A 20,418-nucleotide genomic window follows, 5' to 3' on the forward strand; every position below is an offset into this window, starting at 1 on the left:
CGTCAGCCGGCCAGCACGCTGTTCGGACCCATGCCTATGTCATCGCCGCTCGCCCAGACGGTGTGTGTGCCCGAACAGATGCGCTCTGGCAGGATGATCCGGCACACCGGCCCCGCCGCGATATTCTTCGCGTCGACCAGCACGCATTCGGACGTGTCGGTTTCAAGGTCGGCGATGAAGGACACGAGATAGCCGTCGTCCTCGTCCTTGGCATCGATGCGCGGCGCGAACGGCGCTTCGCTGCCGAAGCGGCCGGGGCCGAAAAGATACTCCTCGCTCGTGCCGGCATCGAGGTCATGCTTGACGAGGCCGCGGAAGAGGAACCAGCCCGGCTCGGGGATGGCGCTATAGGCATAGCGATAGGGTTTGCCCGCATAGCGCTGGTTGAACATGCCGAATTCGAGGTCGCGCTCGTCGAGCCTTTGTTCGGTCGTCTTTCCGGTCTTGAGATTGAAGCGCCAGCGATGAAGGCGCGGCTTGAGCAAGCCCTGGTCAAGATAGGCCATCATCCGCTCCAGCCCCTCGGGAGCATCGGGATAGGATTTGGGCATCGGCTCTTCCTGATAATAGCCGTCGAGGATGATCTCGTCGCCTTCCTCCCACGCGTTGAGCCAGTGGAGCGTGTAGGTCGGTTCGGCCTCGAACCAGCGGATATCCTCAGGGGTTCCGTGCCGCGGGATGATCGCGAAGCGCGTCTTTTCGTCGGGGTGAAACTGGACGACGTGCAGGTTCTTTTCGAGCAGTTCCGCGTTCCAGTAGAGCGGCATGTCGTTGAGGATGGTGTAATTTTCGGTGAATGCCATGTCGTGCGGCAACCGCGGTCCGGCGAGCGGCACGGGAATATAATGTTTCAGCTTATTGTCCGCGCCGACGACGCCATAATGCATATAGGGCGCGTGCTTCGAATAGTTGAAGAACATCAGTTCGCCGGTCGCGAGATCGACCTTGCAATGCGCCGAAATGCCGTCGAGCGGCACCCAGCTTTCGGTGCCGAACTGTTCGAGCGTGAACGGGTCGAGCCGATAGGCCTCGCCGCACTGGTAGAAGGTCGAGATGATCTTGCCCGCGTGGATCGCGACGTCGGTCGACGATGAATCCTTGAGCCATTCCTGCGCACCCCAGCCGTGGCGGGTCGATTTGTGCGGCGGTTCCATCAGCCCGGCCCAGAGCGAGCGGCCGGCTTCCTTCTCGGCCTCGAACCCCTTGGTGCGCACGAAGCGGCTGCGATAGCTCGCGCGGCCGTCCTTGAACGAGATCGCATGGATGAAGCCGTCACCGTCAAAGGGATGATAGCGGCCGATCGGTTCGTGAATCTGGTTCTCGCCAGTGCGGACGTAAACGCCGTCGATGTCGGTCGGGATCGTGCCGATCACCTCGACATCGCCATTGGCGAAGACCGCATTCCACTCATTGTAGGTCGGCCGCCACGCGCCCTTCATATAGGGATGGTCGTTCGGTTGAACGGTGGTCCGGATCGTGTCGACAAGCTGAGCGGTCATGCGATGACTCCTTCGGCGGCTGCAAAGCGCGGCCTGGCGGCGGCCGCATCATATTCTTTCAAGAGACGGTCGACGATGTCCGCGACGGGTTCGGTCGCGCGCACCGCGCCGACGCCCTGACCCGCAGACCAGACATTCTTCCATGCCTTGGCGTCGTCCTGCGCATCGGAGAAATTGGGGCGCTTGTCCTCGGGCATGTTCGCTGGGTCGTAGCCCGCAGCGATCAGGCTCGATTTCAGCCAGTTGGCGGTCACGCCGGTGATGCCGTTCGACGGCACGATGTCCTCGGCGCCTGCCGCGACCACCATGTCCTTGTAAGGCTGCGCCGCCATGCTCTCGGTGCAGGCGATCAGCGACGTGCCAAGATAGGCGAAGTCGGCTCCCAATATTTCGGCGGCCCGTATCGCGTGGCCGGTCGAGATTGCGCCGCCCAGCACCAAGGGCCCGTCCCAGAACTGTCGCACTTCCTCGACAAAGGCGAAACCGGCGGTGGCGCCGGTATGGCCGCCGGCTCCCGCCGCGACGAGCACCAGTCCATCGACGCCCGCAGCCACGGCCTTGCGGGCGAAGCCCACCGAATTGACGTCGGCGAAAACGATGCCGCCATAGGCGTGGATTTGCTCGACGACGCGGGCGGGACTGCCGAGCGCAGTGATGACGAGCGGAACCTTGTGCCGCACGACGCAGGCGAGGTCGTCGGCAAGCCGGCTGTTCGACGGATGCACCACCAGATTGACCGCCCAGGCGGCGGCGTCGGGATCGTTCGAGAGTGCCGCATCGATGCGGCTCACCCAGGCTTCCAGATCGGCGGTCGTCCGCGCGTTGGGAGCGGGAAAGCTGCCGATCATTCCGGCGCGCGAGGCGGCGATGACCATATCAGGGCCCGAGACGAGGAACATCGGCGCCGCGATTGCGGGCAGGCGCAAATTGCGCGTCAAAGCTGCGGGAAGGCCGTGCTTCGGCTTCATTCCTGTCTCCCAAAACTTACTTGCATAGTGATACTAACTTGCGTAACAGAACTTATGCCCGTTCAAGAGGCATTTGCAAGCAAAACATGCCGGCCCGTCGCCGGCAGTGGGGAGAGGGAGAATCATGAAGCATTCACTTGCCATGCTGTTGGCTGCGTCGGCGCTTGCCGGTCCCGCGGCTGCGTTCGCGCAGGAGGCCCCCGCCGAAAGCCAGGGCGGCCTCGACGACATCATCGTTACTGCCCAGAAGCGCGCCGAGGGCTTGTCCGATGTGCCGATCTCGATTTCCGCGGTCAGCGGCAAGCAGGTCGAAAGCTATGGGCAGACCAACCTTGAGCAGATCAGTTCGTCGGTGCCGAATCTTAAGATCACCCAGACCGCGATCGCCAATCGCATCGCGATCCGCGGCATCGCCTCGGGCGACAACAAGGGGTTCGAACAGTCGGTCGCGATGTTCGTCGATGGCGTCTATTATGGACGCGACCAGCTTTCGCGCCTGCCGCTCGTCGATATGGAGCGGGTCGAGGTTTTGCGAGGCCCCCAACCGACGCTGTTCGGCAAGAATGCAATCGCAGGGGCGGTCAATATCACGACACGCAGCCCGACCGACGAATTCGAGGGGACGGTGAGCGGCCTCTATGAATTCAATCACAAGGAACTGCAGCTGACCGGCGTTCTGTCGGGGCCGCTGAGCGACGGCATCGAAGCGCGCGTGGTTGGCTATCATCGCTCGATGGACGGATATTTCTACAACCAGAAATTGAAGCGCAACGAGCCCAACGTCGATGAATATTATGTCCGCGGCAAGGTGGAGTTCGACAAGGGCGGGCCGCTCGCGGCCGAACTGAAGCTCGAATATGCAGACTTCGCGATGAAGGGCCAGCCACGCGACGTGTTCGGCGCGGTCGGGAATTACAATGCGGTCTTCCAGGGCCCCTTCTTCGTCAGCACCGTCCCCGACTATGTGCGCGAGGATAATGGCTATGAAAGCCGCAACAAGGTGTTCGGGGCGACGCTGAACGCCGATCTGGAAATCGGCGAGCACACGCTGACCTCGGTCACGTCGCTGCTCGACTATAAGACGCGCGAGATCGTCGATGTCGACTTTTCGGGGATCAGCTTTCTCGACGGTACGAATTTGCGCGAGGATTATCGGCAGTTTTCGCAAGAGCTCCGCCTGACCTCGCCCGGCGGCGAGGCGTTCAACTATATCGGCGGGGTCTATTATCAGCACGCCAAGCTGGACGTTCAGGATTTCACCCTCTTCAATCCGACCTTCCTGGGGCTGGGCGCACCGTTCAACGCGCTCGGTGACACGCGCAACGACCGCGACTACAGCCAGACGTCGGACTTGATATCGGCCTTTGCGCAAGGCGAATTGTCGCTGACCGACCAGCTTCGCGTTACCGCCGGCGCGCGCTTCAACCATGAGAAGAAGAGCGGCCGCCGATCGCTCGCCATCGTGCAAGGCCCGCTCAGCACCGCGCCCGCTGCCGTCGTCGCTGCGGTGTTCCGCGCGCTCAACATCGAGGCGCACAGCATCGCCGGCAAGCTGAGCGAGGACAGCTTCAATCCGATGGTCAACGTCCAGTTCGACGCGACCGACGACCTGATGCTCTACGCGTCCTACGCGCGCGGAACCAAGGCTGGCGGCTTCGACATCCGGTCGAACTCGCTGCCGACGTCGACCACGGTCGCCAAGCCCGGCGCGTTCGAATTCCAGGACGAAAGCGCCGACAATTTCGAAGCGGGGCTGAAATACAAGGGCCGCGACGTCGCCTTCAACCTGTCCTTCTATCGCACCAAATACAAGGATCTGCAGGTCAACATCTTCGACGGGACGCTCAACTTCAACGTCCGCAATGCGGCGGCGGCGCGGACGCAGGGGATCGAAGCGGATTTTCGCGCGGCGCTCGCCGAAGGCCTGACCATCAGCGGCGCGATCGCCTATCTCGATTTCAAATTCACCAACTTCACCGACGGCCAATGCTATTATCTGCAGACGCCGGGACCGGGTGGCTTCTGCGACTATAGCGGCAAGCGTAACGCGCTGAGTCCGAAATGGTCGGGTAATCTCAATGTCGATTACTGGACGCCGGTCGGCAGCGACCTCAAGCTGTCATTCAACGTCAACGCCGACTTTTCCTCCTCCTATATCGCGGCGGCGAACCTCGACCCGCGGACCTATCAGGGCAGCTATGCGAAGCTTGGCGCCCGCATCGGCTTGGGACAGATCGACAATCGCTGGGAAGTGGCGCTGATCGGCCGCAATCTGACCGACCAGCGGATCCTTCAGACCGGCAGCGCGATGCCGCTTGCGACGACGATTACGGGCGGGGCGGGCAATGCCTATAACGGGATCGTCGATCGGCCGCGAACGATTGCGGTGCAGGTTACGGGGCGCTTTTGAACCAGCTCTCCCCCGACGGAAGCATGGGCGCGGGCACCGCCCATCTTCCGTCGGACCGGCCTTGTCGCGTGCTGTTCCGCGGAGTAGGGCGGGCCCAGCAATGGACGCATCAGCCGTGAAAGAAGATCGCACCATCCGCGCCTGTTCGATCTGGCGCGCGCTCGATGTCGTCGGCGACGTTCCGGTGCTGCTCATCATGGAGCAGGCCTTTCTCGGCACCCATGGCTTCGACGAATTCGTGGCGCGGACCGGGCTCGCGCGATCGGTCGTCAGCGGACGGCTGCGCAAGCTGGTCGACGAGGACTGCCTTGCCAAACGGCCGAAGAAGGAAGGGCGCGGTTCCTATTATGCGCTGACCGAGAAGGGGCGCGACCAGTTTCCCAACGCCTTGATGATGCTGCGCTGGCAGCATCGCTGGGAAGCCGCAAGCCGCGACTTTCGCGTTCGTCTGCGGCACAGCGCGTGCGGCGCGGAAACCGAGCCGACGCCGATATGCGCCCATTGCCGGAAGGAAATCGACCCGCGCGACGTCGACTGGCGCGAAGGGCCGGGGCTGGCCCAGGTCGTTCCGCACTATGAACGCCGGCGCTTCAACGGCGCGGTGACGGCGCGCCGCCCGGGCGGGCGCCCGCTGGTCGACACGATGATCGAATTGTTCGGCGATCGATGGGCGACGCTTGTGGTGCGCGCGATGTTCACGCGCATCAACCGCTTCGATGACATTCAGCGCGACACGTTGATGGCGACCAATATCCTGACCGGCCGCCTCGAACGGCTGATCCGGCAGGGCATATTGCGCACCATTCCCTATTCGGCGCACGCCGACCGCGTCGAATATCGGCTGACCGAAAAGGGCCGCGACCTTTATCCCGTATTGCTGGCGCTGCTCCAGTGGGGCGACCGCTGGTTTTCCGACGAACGCGGCCCGCCGCTGATCCTGACGCACAAGCCATGCGGCCACGACCTTCGGATGATCGTTGCCTGCAACCATTGCGACGGCGAAATCGGCATCCACAATCTGACGTTCGAGATCGAATGAGCGTCCGGAGCCGATAGTAATGCGCAGCCGCGCTAGTTAAGCCGCGTCCACGTCTTGGTTCGACAGAAAAAGGCGAGGCAGCCCTTCACTTCCAGCTTGCCGTTGCCGAGCAGTCGCAGTTCGCCGCGCGACGCTCCGTCGCCGGTTTCGGGGTCGTACACGGGGCCGCCCTTCCACTGGGACGGGCCGCCCTTGAAATTCTGGAGCACGACCAGCCCCATCAACCGACGCTGGCGCAGCTTGGGATCGCCGTTCCGCACGTCGCGCAGATCGGGATTGGCGCGCAGCCGCTTTGCATCGACCACCTTGCCGCATAGCGCCGCGCCGCAGCGATAGATTTCGACCCGTCCGCCTTCGCTGCCCGTCGCCCACAGCCCAACGGGATCGGCAGCCATGGCGCTTGCGGGGGCAAGAGCGGCGGCGGCAGCGAGGCCCATCGCAATCGCGCGGCGGCTCATGCCGCCTGCTCCCGGCTCGCGGGCGCGTTCAGCAAAGCGAGCGCTTCGGCCAGGAGGGGGCGGTCGTCGTGCTGCCAGGGATGAAAGCCCGGCCGCATATAGCCGACCACACCTTTGAGCAGATGCCGCATCAGGCCGTGCCTTCCATAGAGATAGGCGAGCAAGTGCCGCCACGTCGTCCAGTCGTTGCGCCCGTCCTGCCGCAACAGATCTGCGGTATTGCGGAAAATCACATAGTGAAAGCGCAAAGTCGTAACGCCCATGACGGCGCAGCGCTTCAACCAGCGCCGCAGCGGCATCATGTCACGCGTTGCATGAAGATAGGTGTCGTAGGCGACCGCCTTATGCTCGATTTCCTCGATCGCGTGCCACCGCCACAAACGCCGCGCTTCCTCGCTCGCGCCGCCCAGATGCCCGGGATTCGCGAGCGCGTCATGCGCCAGCGTCGCGGTAAAATGTTCGAGTGCGCAGGTTGCCGCCAATTGCTGGAGCGGCGGGCGCTGTTTCGCCCATGCGATCGTCCGGCGCGCGCGTTCTTCGAGTGGGGCGATGTCGTAACCGACATCTTCGGCCTGGCGATTGAAGACGACATGTTCGCGCGAATGCATCGATTCCTGATAGATGAAATCGTCGATCTGGCCGCGCAGCGGCTGCGGCGTGCCTTCGCGATACTGCCGGACCGATGTCATGAAGAATTTCTCGCCGACAGGGAAGGTGGACGACAGCGCGTTGAAAAAGGCGGTGCGACCGGGGTCGCCGCTGTGCCACCAGCGCGGCGGGGCCTGCTCGCGGCCGAACTTCATGTCGCGCTTCTCGATCCTGAGATCAGGAGGCGTGGGCGTATCGAGGGTCATGAACAGCTCCTGCGAATTATCAACATTAACATCAATGTTTATAATGCAAATATTCGCCATTCGCAAGAGATGCTACTATCCTGTTTCAGAACGGCTTTTTCGGAAGCCGATCGGAAGGCTGTTTCGCTTGCGTACATTGGTCTAAGGCCATGTGGACCGCAGGTGGAGGAAAGAGCGATGGCGCGAATGTACAAGATGGCGCGGCCCGCCCCGAAACGCCGCAAGCGATCGGGCGCGGAGGTGCGCGAAGAAGGGCTGGCCGCGGCGCGTCGTCTGCTGCTCGACGGCGGTCCGGGTGCCGTGACGCTTGCCAACGTCGGCGAAGCAATCGGCATGTCGCACGCCAATGTGCTGCATCATTTCGGTTCAGCGGCGGGTCTGCAATCGGCGCTGATGGGATCGATGATCCAGGATCTGACGGGCGCGCTGGATAATGTCGTCGACCTGCTGGAAACCGACGATGCGGCGCCGCGCACGATTACCGATCATGTTTTCGATGCCTTTGACAAGGGCGGCGCCGGGCCGCTCGCGGCGTGGATCGTTCTGTCGGGCGATGTTGGCCGCCTCGAGCCGATCCGCGAAGCGGTCGGTGCGCTCGTCACCGCGATCGTCGGTCAGTCGAAGGATGCCGCCGCGCGCGAGCGCGTCCGCGCCGCAGTGCTGATGGTAGCTGTCAGCGCGTTCGGCGATGCGGTGATCGGCCCCTATCTACGCGATATGCTGGGCCAGAAGGATGATGCGATGCGCGATCTCGTCACCCGCTTTCTGCCGCTGTTCCTGTCTCCCGGCTTTCTGGGGCTGGCCGAGGACTAGGGTCAGTATCTTGGGGTCAGGGGCCAGCCGCGAGCAGGATGCTATCGTCGGATGTCGACACGCGATGCGCAATGCCGTTGAGTTCCATGGCCTTGACGAACCCGTCGACGTCGCCCGCCTCGAACACGCCGACAATGCGGCGATCGGGCACCACGCCGTTTGCGAACGTCAGCTTGCGGATTGAATAGCGGTTCATCTGGTCAACCGCCTCGGCCAGCGGGTCCTGCATGAAGACGAGGCGGCCTTCGGTCCAGCTCGTTTCCTTGCTGACATCGACACGCCGCAGGGTCCAATTGCGATCGGTCCCGATCGTCAGCTTGCGACCGGGGACCATATCGGCGCCATCACCGGTCCCTGAGGCGCTCTCCTCGACGCGCACCTTACCCTCGGCCAGAACCACGACGACATTGCCGCCATCGAGGCTGACTTCGAAGGCTGTGCCGACGGCGCGAACGCTCTTGCCGTTCGCATGAACGATGAAGGGACGCGATTTGTCGTGCGCGACCCGGAAAAAGGCCCGGCCGCCGATCAGTTCGACCAAGCGCCGGCCACCGCGCTCCTGAAACCGCATGTCGGTTTCGGAATCGAGCGTTACCACCGTCCCGTCGGGTAGGGTGACGGTGCTGCGCTGTCCGGTTTCTGTACGGAATGTCTGAGCAAGCTGCGCCGGTTCGCCGCGCATCAGCGGCGGCGCCAAAAAAGCTGCGGCGACCATAAGCAAGATCGACGCCGCGATCGCCATCCACCAGCCCATAGGGCGTGAAGACGGTCTGTCGTCGATGTCCGGCTCCGCGCGCGACGCTGCGAACGCGGGATCGTCGGCAGCGGCGCCCGCAAGCGCCCACGCCCGTTCGACCCGGCGATAGACGTCGCGATGCAAGTCGGAATGATCGAGCCATTCGTGAAAGCGGCGTTCGTCGTCGACCGTCATGTCGCCGGCAAGATGCAGGTTCAGCCAATGCGCGGCTTCCGAACGCGCGGCCGCGCGATTGCCATGGTCGGTGGCGCTCACAGTTCGGCCTCCATTTCTTCGGCAATCCTGACCAGCGCGCGGTGCATCAATTCCTTCACCGAATCCTTGGTGATCCCCATGCGCTGCGCAATCGCCTGATAGGTCAGATGTTCGAACCGGTGCAATTCGAACGCCTGTCGCGCCCGTGGAGGCAAATTGACGATCGCCGCCACCACGCGGCGATATTCCTCCTGGCCGATCGCAATGCGTTCGGGCGAAAGCTGGTCGGCCTCTTCGACGCCGTCCGCCCATGCCGCCTGGAGGACCGCGCTGCTGCGCGCCTGTTTGCGGTAGCGGCTGATCAGCACATTCCGCGCGGTCGCGAACAGATAGCCTTCGACATTTTCCACTGGCGTTCCGAACTGAGCCGCCTGCAGGCGCAGAAATACGTCCTGCACCAGATCATCTACGTCCCCGTCGTTGACCCGCCGCCGGAAATAGCGCCGCAATCCCGGACCATAGGCGTGCATCCACGCCTCCAGGTCCTGGTCAGGGCGCGGCACGCCCATGTCAGACCGTGCCCGCTCGGCAGGGGCGCCCGCAAAGGCATTGCGCGTTGATCGCCTTCATCGCCGTCATTGAGCTATCGGTCCAATCCATTTTTCCTCCTCACCCGGCAAACCGGAGCAAGGCTCGTTAAGATAGACGCCCGCGCGCGAAGAGAGGGGGGAGCAAATAACCATAATTGTACAATTTTATCATGCGTTGGTGCGTTGTTAACATTAACATCGTTGAAAATTATCACGCACTCATCCCCCCGAAACAAGGGGATGGGCGTCTAGCATATGACGGGAGGGAACTCCGTCGCATCTAGCGGGAAGACCCGCGGAACATGGGCTAGGGAGAGGAAGCATGCAATTTCGGGCATGTGGGTTGCGCAAGATTTTTCTGAGCGGGGTCGCCATCGGATGCCTCGCGCTATCGGTCGGCACGGCGCAGGCGCGCGAGGGACAGGACAAAGCGACCAGCTACAAGATTCCCGCTCAGCCGCTGGGCCGCGCGCTGCGGGATTTCGGGTTACAGAGCGGCATGACAATCATGGCCGACGCTATGATCGTCAACGGCAAGCGCAGCGGCGGATATAGCGACCGGTCCGATCCCGAAACCGCGTTGCGCGTGCTGCTCCGCGGAACCGGGCTGGGCTATCGCCGTGAGGGCAATATTTTCGTCGTGCAGCCTGTGGGAAACGAGACCCCGACCGCCGCGGCGGTGACCGACGGCGACAATGAAATCATCGTCACCGCCCAGAAGCGTGCGGAAAAGATCATCGACGTTCCGATTGCGATCAGTGCCTTCACGCCGCGGGCACTCGACGACAAGAAGGTCGAAGGAGGGGCCGAACTCGTTCGCGCGGTGCCCAACGTCAATTTTTCGAAGAGCAATTTTTCGGGCTATGATTTCACGATCCGCGGGATCGGGACCAAAGCGATATCCGCGTCGAGCGACCCGGCCGTCGCGGTAAGCTTCAACAATACGCCGCTGATCCGCAATCGATTGTTCGAACAGGAGTTTTTCGACCTTGAACGCGTCGAGGTGCTGCGCGGCCCACAGGGTACCCTCTATGGCCGCAACGCAACGGGAGGCGTCGTCAACATTATCACCGCAATGCCGAAATACAGCTTCGAGGGTCTGGCGAAGGCCGAGGTGGGCAGCTTTGGGACGATGCGCCTCAACGGGATGCTGAACATCCCGCTGGGCGACCGGTTCGCGATCCGCGGCGCCGCGGCCATGACGAAGCGCGAAGGCTTCGACTACAACAGCTTTACCAATCGTCACGTCAACGACCGCGATCTGTGGTCGACGCGCCTGTCGGCGCAGTGGGAGCCGAGCGATAACCTGAAGGCGAATTTCGTCTGGCAGCATTTCCAGGAGAAGGATCGGCGATCGCGGACTGGCAAGCAGCTTTGCACCCGCGATCCCGGCCCCGATATGGTCGGCGATACCCCGGTTCCCGATCATCTTCGCGGCAAGCTGAGCCAGGGGTGCCTTCCGGGATCGCTCTACAGCGAGGCTGCCTTTGGCGCACCGAACGCGACCAGCTTTGCCTTTTATTACACAGCGGGATTGATCGACGTCGGGCTGCTGCCCGATCCCGTCTTGGGCCTGGCGCCGGTGCCGATCGTCAACAATTTGTCCGATCCCTACGCAGGGATCAATCAATCGCGCAATCTGCGCGAAATTTCGACAAGCTACGATCCTGTATTTCGCGCCAAAAACGACGTCTTCCAGCTCAATCTGGAGGCCGGTCTCGGCGATCTCAAGCTGGTGTCGCAAACCGCCTATGCGCGCGATCGCTATTATTCGTCGCAGGATTACAACCGCTTCGTCTCTGCTCCGGTCTTCGCTGATTCACTGGACCCGCGGCTCGTCGACGTGCTCGGCAGACCGAACAACATACCGGGGCCGACGCCCGGCGGCGTCTACACCGATCCGCAGCTTGGTCCATCCGACCGGATGCTCGCCGTCGACGTCAGCCAGTCGCGGAACAGTCAGTGGACGCAGGAACTCCGGCTTCAGTCCGATTTCAGCGGCCCCTTCAACTTTAGCGTGGGAGCGAATGCGCTGAACTTCAAATCGCAGGACGACTATTATGTGTTCAGCAACCTGTTCAGCCTGCTGGCCGAATATTTCTACAATCGCGAGGATGCGCCCGGCGAGATCGGGACGGGCACCCGCAATTGCGATGCAGGCCACGAATTTCGCGAATGCGTCTATGTCGATCCCAATCCGATCGACCAGATCAACGGCGAGGGTCATAATTATTTCCGCAGCAAGAATGTCGTGCAGACGCGCTCATGGGCGCTGTTCGGGGAAACCTATTGGCAGATCGCCGATGATGTGAAGATCACTGCCGGCGCGCGCTATACCAACGACCGCAAGCGTTCGACCCCGATTCCGAGCCAGCTTTTGCTCGGTGCGTTCAATTTCGGAACCGAAAGCGGCCCCTCGAGCGGCGGCCGCGTAAGTCGCGGCTATCCGGCCCTTCCGCCGATCAACCAGGAATGGAATGCCTTCACCGGTCGTCTTGTCGTCGATTGGTCGCCGCAGACGTCGTTCACCGACGACACGCTGGTCTATGCGTCCTATTCGCGTGGTTACAAGGGTGGGGGCTCCAATCCGCCACGCGTCGACATCGACCCGAAGGTAATCCAGTACCAGCCGCTCGCCGAAACCTTCGAGCCCGAATATGTCAATGCGTTCGAGATCGGGATGAAGAACAGTCTCGCCGGCGGCAAGGTCATGCTCAACGCGACCGCATTCCTCAATCTATACAAGGACTATCAGGTCTCTCAGATCGTCGATCGCATCTCGCTCAACGAAAATTTCGACGCGACGACCTGGGGACTCGAGCTTGAAGCGGCGTGGCAGCCTTCGCGCAACTTCCGTGTCGATTCCAACTTCGGCTATCTGCGCACGCGGATCGGCAAGGGGGAGCAGTCGATCGACGTGATGAACCGAACGCAGGGCAATCCCGACTGGGTCGTCGTGCGTCCACAGCTCGGTGTGCCGTCGAACTGCATCGCGCCCAAGGACAAGGTCGAGGCGATCCTCTCATCCTTCTTTGCGGGGCCGGGCGGGCTCGGGGACTTCATGCTCTCGGCGCTTTGTGCGGGGTCGGCGCGCTACGGCAGCTTCAACCCGAACGTCGAGACAAATTTGCGCTGGGACCAGTTCCTTGGCTTTACCTATGACCCGCTGACCGACGCGCCGAATGGCGGGCGCGGCTTTTATGCGGACCTCAGTGGAAAAGAACTTCCCAATTCACCGCGCTATACCTTCAATATCGGCGCGCAATACACGGTCTTTGCCGGCGAATGGAATGTCACGCTGCGCGGCGACTATTATCGCCAGGCGAAAAGCTATGCGCGCATATACAACACCGAATATGATCGGCTTCGCGCCTGGGACAACGCCAATTTGGCGATCACGATCGAGCGACCGAAATCGCAGTTCGCAGTGCAACTCTATGTCAAGAATCTGTTCAACGACACGCCGATCACAAACACCTTTACCAACAGCGACGACACCGGGCTGAGCGCGAATATCTTCACGCTCGACCCCCGGATCATCGGATTCAACGTCACCAAGCGGTTCTGATCCGGCACGGCCGCTCCGCCTCGGGCGCGTCTTCGGGCGCGCCCTTCTTTTTTGGGTTCAGAACCTGCTTCCCATCCCCCCTCGCGACCTTTGCGGGCGTCTAATCATTTGGGAAGGCAAAATCTTCCCGAACCAAAGCAGAGGAGAGGATTATCATGAAACGCCTTTTGAAAGTTTCGATCTGCACCCTGGCTTCGCTGAGCCTGTTGCCCGCGGCCGCCTTGGCCGGAACCTATTCGCCATCGGGATCGGGTGGCGCAGGACCGAGCACCGTTCAGGTGAAGAAAGGTATCACCCTCACATGCACGCTCACCGCGAGTACGACCTCCAACGGTACGATTTCGAGCACCGGCACGCCGAGCGGCACGAAGATCACCAGCATTGCGCTGAGCGGCGGACTTTGCGGCGCGGTATCCTTTACCGGCATGCCCTATGACGTCAGCGCTACCAGCTCGACCGATGTCATCATTCACGACGTGCGCGTCACGGGCATCACCGGCAACTGCCGCGGCGATCTGAAGGCCAAGCTCGTCGGCGGCGTGCTGCAATTCAATCACGCCAATACGATTCCGTCGGATCCCGCAGGCGGTTCGCCGTGCAGCATGCAGGGCAATGTCTCGACCAGCCCAACGGCTTCCTACTCCTACCCCTGATTGCGGTCAGCGAAACCAACCGGCGCCAGCCTGTCGCTTCCGCAGGTATGACGGGGCGGCCCCTCCCTCCCCCCCAAACCGCCCGATGTCGGCCCGGAAAGATGAAGACCGGAAGGCGCATTGCCTTCCGGTCTTCATCCGTTGCTGCGGAATGTCGTGAAAGGCCTCGATGAAACGGCCCAGCTTATGGCGTGTAGCCCATGGCTTGTTCGGCTTGGCGGCCGCGCTTTGCCTCCACGCCGTTCCGGCGGCGGCGCAGGCTGGATTGCCGGGTGCAGAGTCCGATCATATCGTCGTGACCGCTCGCGGCGGCGAAGCGCTCGTCGCTGCCGAACTGGAATTGAGCCCGGCAGAGATAGACACTTACGGCGCTGCGACGATCGGCGACCTCGTCGCCCGGATCGCTCCGCTGACCGGTCGGCCGGACGAACTGCCGATCATTCTGATCGATGGAAAGCGGGTCGACGGGGCGGCCGGGATAAACGGGTTTCCGCCCGAAGCATTGGCCCGCCTTGCGCTTCTCAAGCCGGAGGCGGCGGCCCGCTATGGCTATCCGCCCGGCCAGCGCGTGGTCAATCTCGTTCTTAAACCGCATTTTGCGTCCTGGCAGGGTGAGACTGCGTTCGGGGTAGCCACCGCCGGCGGACGAGAGAGCGGGCAGGCCGCGCTTGGCCGCTTTTTGATCGACGGGCCTGCGCGGTGGAACGGTCGCGTCGAGCTTTCCGGCGACGCCGCGCTGCGGCGCGACGAAAGGCCGCCTGCCGATTCGAACAGAGGTGGCGATGGGCGATTTTACACGCTGCTGCCCGCGATTAAGGGCGCGTCGGCAAATGTCGCCTTGGCGCGCCCTCTGGGGCGTTTCACCGGCACCCTCACTCTTGACGCGGGGTGGCAAGAGCAGCGTCAGCTGACCGGCCGCGCTGGCGACGGCCTAGCGGAGACGGCCCGAACGCTTGAGGGCCGGCAGAGGGGGCGAAGCATCGGTGCTTCTGCCCTCCTCGCGGGACAGGTTGCGGGCTGGCAGGGCAGCCTTATCCTCCGCTACGCCCGGTCATGGACCGACAGCATCATCGAAGCGCGGAGCGACAAGGGCAATATCGTGCCAAGGCGCGGGCGGGCGCGGAGCGAAAATCTGTCCGCGCAGTTAAATTTCAATCGGACGATTATGACACTCCCCGCGGGCGCCGCGACGGCAAATCTGACTCTGGCGGCGAACCGCAACTGGTCGGACAGTCGGCGTGCGGACGATGCAGATGCAATCGTCTTTCGGCGTGATCAGCAGGATGTGGCACTGGCACTCGCCGTGCCGCTTTTCGCGGCCGGTGAACATGCAATGCCGGTGGGCGATGTGTCATTAGATATTTCCGCCGGCGCCAATCGTCCGTCCGGCATTGCGGCCCAGTTCCGCTATGACGTCGGAATAAACTGGTCGCCGGTCCCAGCGCTGCAGATACGCGCGATGACTGGGTTTGCCGAACGAGCTCCGACGCCCGATCAGATTGCCGGCGCACCAATTGAAGTCGTCCGGCAGATTTATGATTTTCGAAGCGACAGGATCTCGGACGTCTTGTGGATTACGGGCGGCAACCCCGACCTCGGCGGCGGACGCCAGCGCACATACGGGTTGCGGATGACAATCAAACCGTTCGGTACCGCACCGATAACGCTCGCCAGCGAATACCGCCGTCAGGTCAGTCATGGGGGTGCGGCGCCTTTTCCTGCGTTTACGCCTGTCGTTGAAGCGGCCTTCCCCGATCGGATCCGGCGCGATGGGATGGGCCGGCTTGTAGCGATCGACGCCCGCCCGATCGCTATCGTCGCGGACGTGGACGAACGTCTGGACACCAGCCTCGTTGCCGCAATACGGAGTTTCGGAGGCCGCGAAAAGCCGTGGCAGGCCACTCTCTCGGTGACACACGGCTGGCTGTTGCACAGCGAGGTGCGGACTGGCGCCGGATTACCGGTGCTGGACCGGATAGACGGCGACATCGGCCAATCGCGACACAGTCTGGGCGTCCAGCTCAACCTCGGGCGGAGCGGGTTGGGCCTGACGCTCGACGGAAATTGGCAGAGCGGATACAGGCTGCGCGCCATCGCTGACGCCGTCGGTGGCGAGGACTATCGGTTCGACGCCTTGCTCCTGACCAATTTGCGCATCCATGTCGAACCGGCGCGCATCCTGTCGGGACATATTCCGACATGGATGCAGGATCTGCAGATTTCGGCCGACGTCCGGAACCTGTTCGACGGCTATCGCCAAGTACGCTTGGGCGATGGCAGCAGGCCTGCCGGGTATGGACGCTATGACGCCGATCCCTTGGGACGGAGCGTCCGTATTTCGCTGCGCAAGCGGTTCTAAGGCGATGCCTGATGGCCGACGGTCCTCTTCATAGGTTCGCGCAATTACGCGGCACTTCCTCCTGCAGAATCTTGGCATTTCATCAGGTGGACGGGTTGGCTCGATCCCGCGGGACACTATCGGGTGGCCCCTTATGCACCCGTGAGGCGACTTAACTGAGCCATGTCGCGCAGGTGGATGGTGCGATAGCCGCGCCGGATCGCGCCCGCTTGCTCGAGCGCGGCAAGATGGGCGCTCACGACCTTGCGCGACAGGCCGCAGAGTTCGGCCAGATCCGATTGGCTGAGCGGTACCTCGGCGTCACGCGCGAAGGTCAGGAGCCGCGCGGCGATGCGTCCGCGGGGCCTCAGCGACAGCATCTGCGCCAGCCCGTGCACGCTGGCGTCGAGTTGCCCGTACACCAGTTCGCTCGTCGCCTTCCAGAGCGCGGGGAGGCGATGCCCGATCCGGTCGAGCATCGTGTCGCTGATCGTCAGGACGCGGCTCGGCCGGCTGGCGATCGCGGTCACGATACGCGGACCGCCGCCCATCTGGCGCGACTGACCGAAGGCGTCGCCGGCGCGGGCGATGCCGACCAGCACGATCTTTTCCCCCGCCGCGGCTTCGAGGCGCAGCATCCCGTCGAGCACGATGACGATGCCGGTCGCCATGTCCCCCTCGCCATAGACCCATTGCCCGCGCGCGAGCGTTGCCAGCCGGCCATCGGCCGCGATCGCCTGCTGCACCGCAGGATCGCAGCGGCAAAACCATCTGCATTGCCGGAGCTGATCGCCGATCGTCATGAAGAATTGTAACGAAGGTGGCATTTGAATGCCAGCGTTTGCGCTATCGTCGCCGGGATAATGCGGGAGAGTTCCATGACGTCGATACAGATGCACCCCCTGTCGCCGCACGTCGGTGTCGAAGCGACCGGGATCGATTTGAACCATCTCGACGAGCAGGATATCGGGCTTCTGCGGCAGGCCGTCGCCGAGCACGGCGTCCTCTTCGTGCGCGATCAGACGCTCACCCCCGAACAGCATATCGCTTTCGCCCGCCGCTGGGGCGAGATCGACATCAACAAATATTTCCCTGCCAATGGCGGGCACTCGGAAATTGCGGAGGTCCGCAAGTCGGAGAGCCAGCAGACCAATATCGGCGGCGGGTGGCACACCGATCACAGCTATGACCAGATCCCCGCAATGGGCTCCATCCTGCTCGCCCGCGAAACTCCGCCCAGCGGCGGCGATACATTGTTCGCGGGCATGGGCGCGGCTTTCGATTCGTTGTCACCGGGCCTGAAGGACATGTTGCGGACGCTTCGCGCCGTCCACTCGGCCGATCATATCTACAGCGCCGATGGCCTCTATTCGAAGACCGATCAGGGTGTCGACCTGAAGGGGCATGAGGAACGAACGCGCGCGGTGCATCCGGTGGTGATCCGGCACCCGCAAAGCGGGCGCGAGATCCTGTACGTAAATCCGGCCTTCACGCTGCATTTCGACGGCTGGACGCGCGAGGAGAGCGTGCCGCTGCTCACCTATCTCTATCAGGTCGCGATGCAGGAGCAGTTTCATTGCCGCGTCCAATGGGCGCCCGGATCGCTGGCAATCTGGGACAACCGGTCGACCTGGCATTATGCGATGAATGATTATCACGGCCATCGCCGCCTGATGCACCGCATCACCATTTCGGGCGAACCGCTCGCCTGATTTATGGGGCCAGCCCCTAGGGTCGTTCGATTCCGTAATCGATCCTGATCCGGACCCAGGCCCCGACCATCGAGCGCCCGCCGACCCGCGGCGGCCGCACGCGGAATTGCCACGCCGCCGCCAGCACCGCGCGGTTGATCTGCGATCCTTGCGGATATTCGTCGAGCCCGACGCAATCCTCGACGCGAAACTCGGGGGCGGTGCGACAGGCGATCAGCCCCCATCCCGGCCCACTGGCGGTGGACAGATAGCCGCGCAGTTCGTCGCGGCTCGGCTCGCGATACCATGCCGCCGCATAAAGCGGCTCGCCGTTTGGAGCGCTCCCCACGCGCGGCGTGTCGCGCGATGCCGCCGACCCGCCGCTGTCTGGCGGGCCAAAGGACTGCCCGCTGTTGAGGCGGACGCCGATGCGTTTCGTCGGCGGGGTGGCTGGCGGCGCCGGTGGTTGCGGGGGCGTCGCGGGCTGCGGGACTTGTGGCGGCAGTGGGGTGGGCGGTGGCGCCGGAACGGGGGGGCTCGTCACCGGCGGCGTCGGCGCCTCCTTCTGCTGTTCGCGCGCCTTGCTGGCGGACTCGGGTGCTTGCTCGGCGACTTCGGCGGCTTCCAGGCTCACCATGGTGATCCGTTCCTGCTGCTTGTCGGGCAGCGATCCCAGGCCCGTGGTGAGAAGCAGCAGGAGCAGCAGCGCCGGAATCAGGACAGCGAGGCCGATCGCGAACAGCCGGCGCCCCGCCCCGATGCTGAGCTGTTCGACGTAGGGAGTGGCTGGAACAGGGTTCAGCGGACGCAATCTTCGGTGGCGGCGCGCGCTGGTCGCGGGCCGGGGAGGCACGCGCGAGCGATAGGCGGGAGGGCGATTTTTGACAAGGGTGCCTGCAAGCCCGCAGCGGGCGCTACTCGCTAAGCGGTCGCTCGCCGCGACCTGAGCGCGCCGACAGATGACCAACTTGTAATCCCGCCGCCATCGGCCGGGCAGGGCCCCGGGTCTATTGATCGGTCGTCGGGCAAGGCCGATCCGAACCGTTTCCCCCGTCCCTGGAACGGATCGGCCGCCCTGACAGCCCCCGATTGCGGGTGGTTGAACTGTCAAGGAGTGGAAGTCTCATGCGTAACTATAGCAAACTCGCTGCCGCCGCCGTCCTTTCGCTCGCCATGGTGAGCGGCTCGGCTTTCGCCGCTGACGCGACGCCGACCAAGGCGGCGACGTCGAAGCCCGCGAAAAAGGCGACGCACCACGCGCAAAAGATGAAGAAGGCCGAAAAGAAGGCCGCAACCAAGGGCTGATCGCCAGCGTCAGTTCCCGGTTGCCGAGGCCGGTCCGCCGATGCGGACCGGCCTTTCGGCGTCCGGCGCCGGAAGATTATCGAGCGAGGAGCGGAAGTGCGCTCAGAAAGGCGCGTGCGAGTTTCCCTCCGGCGGCATCGATTCCGGGGCGGTCGGCCTCGTCGCCGGCTTCATAGGTAAAGGCGGGGATACCATAGGTCGCGTGAAACCAGTTTTTCGACGTGCCCGAGCCGGGGTTGGCGTTGCGGCGTTCGATCGTGAAGGGATAGCCGGGCAGCGCCTTCTCCTTCCCGCCAAGCCATGCTGCAAGGAACGCCTCCTCCGCGGGCGTCGTTTCGTCGGCGCCCTGCACATAGAAGAGGCTGTGCTGCGTCGAATGGAAATCGACCATGGCGACCGGGCGCACGCCTGCGGGCAGGCGATCAAGCCAGGTTTTGACCGCGCGCGTTTCGGGCTGCGAAAAGATGCCCCAGTCGCGATTGAGGTCGACGCCGCCGCGGTTCGCGCGCCAGTGACCCCGCGCGACACCGTCGGGGTTCAGCAAGGGCAGGATAAGGAATTGCGTCGCTGCGGTGTCGACGCGCCCCGCGGCGATCTCGTCCGCGAGCGCGCGCAAAAAGGCATCCATTGCGAGCGCGCCGGTAATTTCGGGCGGATGGGCGCGTCCGATCAGGATGACGAGCCGCGGCGCCTTCGTGTCGCCGATGTGGACCGCCGATAGCAGCCGACCGTCGAGCGACGCGCCAAGTGTCAGCCGCTCGGCTGCGGGTAGCGCCGCAAGCCGGTCGAGCAACGCATCATAGCGGTCGCTGCCGAACAATTCCTGCCCACTGACGATCCCTTCGCCGGCGGGCAGCGAGAGCGTGGCGCTCATCCCGTCGGCCGCAACGCTGGCGGAAAGGGGCGCGGCGGTGCCGCCTACGGTCAATTTGGGCGCATAGCGATGCGCCGCGCCAAGATAGTCGAGTTCGACCGAAATGTCCGCCGACCCGCTCGCCCGGTAGCGGAAGGCGTACCAGGGGCTCGGGTTGATCGGCGGCGCATGTTCGGGGCCGATCAATATCGTGAACGACCGCTCGCCCCGGATGACGCAGCGCGATGCGGGCGCTTCGTCGAAATCGAAGTCGATCCGCACCGTGCTCGTCGTGCATCCCGAACCGCGTTCGACCGGCGCGGCGGCGAGGGACGGCGGAAGCGGGGGTGTGCTGCTGCACGCCCCCGTCCCTCCGATGACCAGCGCAAGCGCGACGCGCTGCGCCAGGGCGCTGGACAGTCGCATT

At 63.4% G+C, this 20,418-nt stretch carries 17 protein-coding genes; 8 read left to right on the forward strand and 9 right to left on the reverse strand.

Annotated features, from left to right (window positions below):
• Nucleotides 1-2 precede the first annotated feature (2 nt).
• Complete coding sequence (locus P1IM2_RS12825; RefSeq protein ID WP_062900535.1) at nt 3-1,499, reverse strand: carotenoid oxygenase family protein; 1,497 nt, start codon at nt 1,497-1,499, stop codon at nt 3-5.
• A complete protein-coding gene (locus tag P1IM2_RS12830; protein WP_062900534.1) occupies nt 1,496-2,467 on the reverse strand; it encodes an NAD(P)H-dependent flavin oxidoreductase in 972 nt (323 codons plus the stop codon). The genes P1IM2_RS12825 and P1IM2_RS12830 overlap by 4 nt, the downstream gene beginning before the upstream one ends.
• Before the next feature lie 124 nt (nt 2,468-2,591).
• On the opposite strand from P1IM2_RS12830, the gene P1IM2_RS12835 reads away from it, so the two are divergent.
• Nucleotides 2,592-4,877, forward strand: coding sequence for a TonB-dependent receptor (locus tag P1IM2_RS12835; RefSeq protein ID WP_238929711.1), 2,286 nt, complete (start codon nt 2,592-2,594; stop codon nt 4,875-4,877).
• A 100-nt stretch (nt 4,878-4,977) separates the two neighbouring features.
• Nucleotides 4,978-5,916, forward strand: a complete 939-nt coding sequence (locus P1IM2_RS12840) for a winged helix-turn-helix transcriptional regulator (protein ID WP_062900532.1) — start codon at nt 4,978-4,980, stop codon at nt 5,914-5,916.
• Between the two features lie 32 nt (nt 5,917-5,948).
• Here the strand turns inward: P1IM2_RS12840 and P1IM2_RS12845 are convergent, their stop codons facing one another.
• Both P1IM2_RS12845 and P1IM2_RS12850 read right to left on the reverse strand, forming a co-directional pair.
• On the reverse strand, nt 5,949-6,374 hold the full coding sequence (locus tag P1IM2_RS12845) for a DUF2147 domain-containing protein (RefSeq protein WP_062900531.1): 426 nt from the start codon (nt 6,372-6,374) through the stop codon (nt 5,949-5,951).
• Nucleotides 6,371-7,228 (reverse strand): metal-dependent hydrolase, encoded by an 858-nt coding sequence (locus P1IM2_RS12850; RefSeq protein WP_062902957.1) that lies wholly within the window; start codon nt 7,226-7,228, stop codon nt 6,371-6,373. The genes P1IM2_RS12845 and P1IM2_RS12850 overlap by 4 nt, the downstream gene beginning before the upstream one ends.
• Before the next feature lie 177 nt (nt 7,229-7,405).
• Between P1IM2_RS12850 and P1IM2_RS12855 the strand changes: the two genes are divergently transcribed.
• Complete coding sequence (locus P1IM2_RS12855; protein ID WP_234178575.1) at nt 7,406-8,041, forward strand: TetR/AcrR family transcriptional regulator; 636 nt, start codon at nt 7,406-7,408, stop codon at nt 8,039-8,041.
• Nucleotides 8,042-8,057: 16 nt separating this feature from the next.
• Here P1IM2_RS12855 and P1IM2_RS12860 read toward each other — a convergent pair whose 3' ends face one another.
• Together P1IM2_RS12860 and P1IM2_RS12865 are read right to left on the reverse strand one after the other, a co-directional pair.
• Complete coding sequence (locus P1IM2_RS12860) at nt 8,058-9,053, reverse strand: FecR family protein (protein WP_062900529.1); 996 nt, start codon at nt 9,051-9,053, stop codon at nt 8,058-8,060.
• Nucleotides 9,050-9,562, reverse strand: a complete 513-nt coding sequence (locus tag P1IM2_RS12865; RefSeq protein WP_062900528.1) for an RNA polymerase sigma factor — start codon at nt 9,560-9,562, stop codon at nt 9,050-9,052. Before P1IM2_RS12865 ends, P1IM2_RS12860 begins: the two co-directional genes overlap by 4 nt.
• Before the next feature lie 343 nt (nt 9,563-9,905).
• On the opposite strand from P1IM2_RS12865, the gene P1IM2_RS12870 reads away from it, so the two are divergent.
• The 3 genes from P1IM2_RS12870 (at nt 9,906) to P1IM2_RS12880 (ending at nt 16,163) form a co-directional block, all read left to right on the forward strand.
• Nucleotides 9,906-13,151 carry a TonB-dependent receptor domain-containing protein gene (locus P1IM2_RS12870; RefSeq protein WP_186402689.1) on the forward strand — a complete coding sequence of 1,082 codons (3,246 nt, stop codon included), beginning with the start codon at nt 9,906-9,908 and terminating at the stop codon, nt 13,149-13,151.
• Between the two features lie 155 nt (nt 13,152-13,306).
• Complete coding sequence (locus P1IM2_RS12875; protein WP_186402690.1) at nt 13,307-13,804, forward strand: hypothetical protein; 498 nt, start codon at nt 13,307-13,309, stop codon at nt 13,802-13,804.
• A 214-nt stretch (nt 13,805-14,018) separates the two neighbouring features.
• The gene (locus tag P1IM2_RS12880; protein WP_186402691.1) at nt 14,019-16,163 is read left to right on the forward strand and encodes a TonB-dependent receptor; all 2,145 of its coding nucleotides are present in this window, start codon (nt 14,019-14,021) and stop codon (nt 16,161-16,163) included.
• Between the two features lie 131 nt (nt 16,164-16,294).
• Here the strand turns inward: P1IM2_RS12880 and P1IM2_RS12885 are convergent, their stop codons facing one another.
• Nucleotides 16,295-16,888 (reverse strand): Crp/Fnr family transcriptional regulator, encoded by a 594-nt coding sequence (locus tag P1IM2_RS12885; RefSeq protein WP_186402692.1) that lies wholly within the window; start codon nt 16,886-16,888, stop codon nt 16,295-16,297.
• 132 nt (nt 16,889-17,020) lie between these two features.
• Between P1IM2_RS12885 and P1IM2_RS12890 the strand changes: the two genes are divergently transcribed.
• Entirely contained in the window at nt 17,021-17,854 is an 834-nt protein-coding gene (locus tag P1IM2_RS12890; protein WP_186402693.1) for a TauD/TfdA family dioxygenase, read from the forward strand.
• Between the two features lie 16 nt (nt 17,855-17,870).
• Here P1IM2_RS12890 and P1IM2_RS12895 read toward each other — a convergent pair whose 3' ends face one another.
• On the reverse strand, nt 17,871-18,686 hold the full coding sequence (locus tag P1IM2_RS12895; protein WP_234178577.1) for a hypothetical protein: 816 nt from the start codon (nt 18,684-18,686) through the stop codon (nt 17,871-17,873).
• Nucleotides 18,687-18,958: 272 nt separating this feature from the next.
• Between P1IM2_RS12895 and P1IM2_RS12900 the strand changes: the two genes are divergently transcribed.
• Nucleotides 18,959-19,138: a hypothetical protein gene (locus P1IM2_RS12900; protein ID WP_062900524.1), complete on the forward strand. Its 180-nt coding sequence runs from the start codon at nt 18,959-18,961 to the stop codon at nt 19,136-19,138.
• 76 nt (nt 19,139-19,214) lie between these two features.
• Here the strand turns inward: P1IM2_RS12900 and P1IM2_RS12905 are convergent, their stop codons facing one another.
• Nucleotides 19,215-20,417 carry a M14 family metallopeptidase gene (locus P1IM2_RS12905; protein ID WP_186402694.1) on the reverse strand — a complete coding sequence of 401 codons (1,203 nt, stop codon included), beginning with the start codon at nt 20,415-20,417 and terminating at the stop codon, nt 19,215-19,217.
• Between the last annotated feature and the right edge of the window lies 1 nt (nt 20,418).

Source organism: Sphingopyxis sp. P1IMeth2 (genome assembly GCF_900185685.1).
Taxonomy (GTDB): domain Bacteria; phylum Pseudomonadota; class Alphaproteobacteria; order Sphingomonadales; family Sphingomonadaceae; genus Sphingopyxis; species Sphingopyxis terrae_A.